The sequence below is a fragment of the Klebsiella sp. 4_1_44FAA genome (assembly GCF_000238715.1).
Classification (GTDB): Bacteria; Pseudomonadota; Gammaproteobacteria; order Enterobacterales; family Enterobacteriaceae; genus Klebsiella; species Klebsiella pneumoniae.
The window spans coordinates 783,741-787,918 of sequence record NZ_JH414798.1 but is presented as its reverse complement, the minus strand read 5'-3'; the positions used below and the strand labels follow the sequence as shown (position 1 = coordinate 787,918).

General features: G+C 56.7%; 4 protein-coding genes and 1 pseudogene. 2 read left to right on the top strand and 3 right to left on the bottom strand.

Annotation, left to right across the window (positions count from 1 at the left end; genetic code table 11):
• From HMPREF1024_RS21885 to HMPREF1024_RS21890, 3 genes and pseudogenes are all read right to left on the bottom strand, one after another.
• Positions 1–185, bottom strand: a pseudogene (locus tag HMPREF1024_RS21885) (IS5/IS1182 family transposase); the annotation flags it as partial.
• A gap of 356 nt (positions 186–541) precedes the next feature.
• Complete coding sequence (locus tag HMPREF1024_RS28295) at positions 542–1,003, bottom strand: hypothetical protein (RefSeq protein ID WP_064168198.1); 462 nt, start codon at positions 1,001–1,003, stop codon at positions 542–544.
• Between the two features lie 524 nt (positions 1,004–1,527).
• Positions 1,528–2,412, bottom strand: coding sequence for a LysR substrate-binding domain-containing protein (locus tag HMPREF1024_RS21890; RefSeq protein ID WP_009307701.1), 885 nt, complete (start codon positions 2,410–2,412; stop codon positions 1,528–1,530).
• Positions 2,413–2,568: 156 nt separating this feature from the next.
• Between HMPREF1024_RS21890 and HMPREF1024_RS21895 the strand changes: the two genes are divergently transcribed.
• A complete protein-coding gene (locus tag HMPREF1024_RS21895; protein WP_009307700.1) occupies positions 2,569–3,084 on the top strand; it encodes a DUF4286 family protein in 516 nt (171 codons plus the stop codon).
• A gap of 7 nt (positions 3,085–3,091) precedes the next feature.
• Positions 3,092–3,928 carry an MBL fold metallo-hydrolase gene (locus HMPREF1024_RS21900; protein WP_004180178.1) on the top strand — a complete coding sequence of 279 codons (837 nt, stop codon included), beginning with the start codon at positions 3,092–3,094 and terminating at the stop codon, positions 3,926–3,928.
• Positions 3,929–4,178: the final 250 nt, after the last annotated feature.

Here is a 4,178-nt window from a genome sequence, read left to right as displayed (position 1 = left end):
GCAGCATGGTCTCCAGCGGATAGGGCCGTCGGCCATTGCCCGCCTTGGGATAAAACGGACTCGATGACAGCGGTCATATTCTGCCATGGCAGAATCTGCTCCATGCGGGAGAGGAAAATCTCTTTTCGGGTCTGACGGCGCTTAGTGCTGAATTCACTATCGGCGAAGGTGAGTTGATGGCTCATGATGTCCCTCTGGGATGCGCTCCGGATGAATATGATGATCTCATATCAGGAACTTGTTCGCACCTTCCCTAAGGAAGCCAACCCTTTTAATGAGCATCAAAAATCGATCAACAGACCACGCCGTTTAATTTCTTAATGATAATAATTCCATTCATCATAAATATATGCATATGCAAATCGATATATCAGATACCCCACCAGGAATCCCACAACTGAAAGTAAACCCCAGAGAAATTTATATTCATTTACTGAGAAAAAAAAGAACCAGCCAGCCAGCGCGATACCTGAAGCACCTAATCCCATCCCAGCCCCTCTGATAACACGGGAAAGCAGGATGAGTAATGTTCGTTTTATATTCATAGTCCACCAAAGAAATATTCACATATTTTGTTAAATTCTGCTGGATTCTTATCACTGACCATACACGCTGTTTCGAAAGGTTTTACAATATCCTCAACAAGAAAATACAGAAGATCCAGATCTCCCAGATTTTGCAGTTTATCATGCAGTACCGGATTTCTGCGCTTCAGATATCGGGACGTGTATATTGCTCTGGATGTTTCAGCTCCAACGGATAATAATAATCCGGCAAGACTTCCTGCAAAAAAAGCGGACACTCCTCTTGAGGCGTTCCCCTCTTCCTCATCCCGCCCCGCGTCAGGTGCTGCGGCTTCTGTCCTGCCGCCATATGGGTTAACAGTTGCTGATTCAGCAGGCTGTCGATATTGCGCCCTCCGGAGAACAACCATCCGGTAGCGTGACTGCCCCGGCGGTTGCTTTACCAAACTGGTTGCATCGTTTATCAACCTGTTCCTCATCGCTTCACTCCATCTATTCTGGCGTTAAAATTCATCATTACGTCCTCCATTCGTTACCCTTCGCCATCCCACCCACTGGCCGCGCTATCGCACCCGCCTGCTTTCGCGAACGCTACCGCCCGTCGCTGTCTCCCTACAGGAACCCAAAGCGCACTGGGTAAGGCAGAACGGTGATCTTTTATTTAACGCCCGGAATAGCAGTCGCTCAGCAATACATGCACAAGAAAATCCCGTTCGTATCCGCGTACTGCCGGAGTATATTCAGTTTGAATTCAGCGGAATCTCGGTTCAGATCGGGAGTGACTGCGTAATGCTGAAAAAGACGATAAACAGAATAAAACAAATAAACTGATAATATTTTCTAAGACGAGAGATGGAGGCCGTCTGGACGCAGGGCGGAAGCGGTGGCTTCGCAACAACAATATTCCATACTGAAAACTATTCCCTGGCCTAAAAAAGCGAGCGCGCGGTAAAACAGGGAGGAAACCATGGGCGGCGCTAAATGTCTCCCGACCAGCTCTGACTTAACCTGCCGCAATCTCCGTCTGCAGCCAGCGCTCAAACATCTGCAGCGCTGGCTCCCCCTCCACGCCGCCGGGTTTGATCAAGCAGAAGCGCTTAGCCAGCGTCGGGGAGCCCGGCCACGGGGCAACCAGCGTTCCGGCGCTCAGCTCGCTTTCCACATACATCTTCGGCACCAGGGCCACACCCTGCTGGCTAAGTACCGCGGCGATCGCCATCTCATGCAGATCGTAGCGCGGCCCCTGGGCGGGGTTATCCAGCGCCAGACCGCACTCGCGGGCATAGTGCAGCCAGGCGTCCGGGTTTTGCCGCCGGTGAATGCGCGTTAGCCGGTTAAGCAGCCCCGGAAGATCGTCATCCGTCAGCAGCGCAGCATGGCAGACCGGCAGCAAATACTCCGCAAATAAAAACGTCACCTCCATTCCGGTCCACGCCGGGTGTTCAAAATGGATGGCGGCATCAAATCCGCTTCCCGGCAGAATGAAGGGATCGCTGCGGGCGGCGATATTGACCACGATATGCGGATGCTGCGCCGCAAAGCGCCCGAGCCGGGGAATTAACCAGCGGCTGGCGAAGGTGGGGAGCACGGCGATCTCCAGGCTGCGGCCATCGACGGGCATCCCGCTGACGTCATGGGTGTCCCGTTCCAGGCGAGCGAGGATCTCGCGGACCTGACGAGCATAGCGGGCGCCTGCCGGATTGAGCCGCACCCGGCTCCCCGTCCTGTCGAAGAGTTTACTGTCGAGGAGCGCTTCCAGACGGGCAATCTGCCGGCTGATGGCCCCTTCCGTTAACGCGAGCTCCGCCGCCGCGCGGGCAAAGTTGCCGTGACGAGCCGCGGCCTCAAAAGCCAGTAGCGCAGCGCTGCTGGGGATTTTACGACGCATAGCCAATGCTCCTTGTGCAGGCTCACCGAAAGTCAGTGACAGAATATCACTACGCCTTGAATTAACATCGTTTTTCAGCGCCATTTTTAGCCGATAGGATGATGAAAACTCACTAAAGCGCCTTGTGCGCCACATCATCTGTTCATCGAGGTCACTATGCTCTATGTCGTCGAATGCGCCTACACCGATCCCCAAAGCGAAGCGGCGTGGAATACCTTTTACAATCAGGAAAAACTACCGGCGCTGGTCTCTGTGCCCGGTTTCTACGCCTCCCAGCGCTTCCGCGCTCTTAGCGAGGGCTGCCCCTGCTACCTGGCGCTGCACGATATCCACGATGCTACCGTCATCGACAGCGACGCCTACCGCCGCAACGGCGGCGGCCATTTTGCCCGCTGGCAATCGGCGATCGCCGACTGGCATCGCCACCTCTATCTAACGAATAATACGCTGCGGGAGGTTGCCCCGGATGAAGTGCTGCTGCTGGGCGATACCGCGGAGGACTTGCCCGTCGCTGCGCCGATACTCCTGCAGCCAGGCGGCCTGGCGACCGAACAAAGCCGGTATGCCGCCATCGTCCCACGAGACAACCTGCATCACCTGGCCACGACTGCCGCCGTCTTTATCTATCAGCCCATCACCGCCCGGTTACGCAACCCGGCGCAGCGCGCGTGAGGTCGCCATGTCACCTGCTCCCTTTTATACGTTGACCGCTGGCGACCTGACGGTGACTGCCGTGAGTGATGGTCTGATGTCAGCGCCGCTGTCCTTACTCTCGGGTATCTCACGGGAGGAGGCGGAACATCTGCAGCGGCATTCAGGATTAGCCTCACCAGAGACCATTGCGATTGGCGCCTATCTGATCCGCGGTCGCGGGAATACGGTGCTGGTGGATACCGGCACCGGCGGAGCCAATGGCGTTGGCGGCGAACTTATCGCCAATCTGGCGCGGCTCGGCGTTGGTCCCGAGGAGATCGACGCCATCCTTCTCACCCACGCCCATCCGGACCATATCGGCGGCCTGCTGTCCGCCGCTGGTACGCCAGCGTATCCCAACGCCACGGTGTTCCTGCCTACGCGGGAAAGCGCTTACTGGCTGGCAACATCCACGTTCGACAACGCCAGCGATCGCGGCCGGCGCAACGTGCTGCTTGTTCGCCGTGTACTGGCGAACTGCGCGGCGCAAATCAGCGGGGTTGATGATGAGGAGGTGATCGCCGGGATCCGCCCGTGCCCTCTGCCCGGCCATACGCCCGGGCATACCGGGTATCGTCTCGAAGCGGGCGATACCTCGCTGCTGATCTGGGGGGATATCGTCCATTTCCCGTCCATTCAGTCTGCGCGGCCAGAAGCCTCGGTCGCCTTCGACGTCGATCCTGAACAGGCCCGGCGTACCAGGGAGATCCTGCTGCGCCAGGCCGCCAGCGAACGGTGGTTGATTGCCGGTATGCATCTTGGCCTGCCGGGATTCGCCAGAGTGGAGAACACCGCCTCAGGCTATTGTCTGCGCTCGGTGTGATCGTTGAGCAGAACAATGACCACAGTAAAACCCGGGTCGCGGCATGAGCACGACCGGGGCGTTTTGTCCGGGAACGTGGACGAGCCGTTAACCGCGGCTCTTCCAGCCTTTTTTACTTTTGCAGCTAGGGAAGGTGCGAACAAGTTCCTGATATGAGATCATCATATTCATCCGGAGCGCATCCCAGAGGGACATCATGAGCCATCAACTCACCTTCGCCGATAGTGAATTCAGCACTAAGCGCCGTCAG

Coding starts and splice junctions, on each gene's coding strand:
- HMPREF1024_RS28295 (WP_064168198.1), bottom strand. CDS start 1,003: ATGAGGAACAGGTTGATAAACGATGCAACCAGTTTGGTAAAGCAACCG.
- HMPREF1024_RS21900 (WP_004180178.1), top strand. CDS start 3,092: ATGTCACCTGCTCCCTTTTATACGTTGACCGCTGGCGACCTGACGGTG.
- HMPREF1024_RS21890 (WP_009307701.1), bottom strand. CDS start 2,412: ATGCGTCGTAAAATCCCCAGCAGCGCTGCGCTACTGGCTTTTGAGGCC.
- HMPREF1024_RS21895 (WP_009307700.1), top strand. CDS start 2,569: ATGCTCTATGTCGTCGAATGCGCCTACACCGATCCCCAAAGCGAAGCG.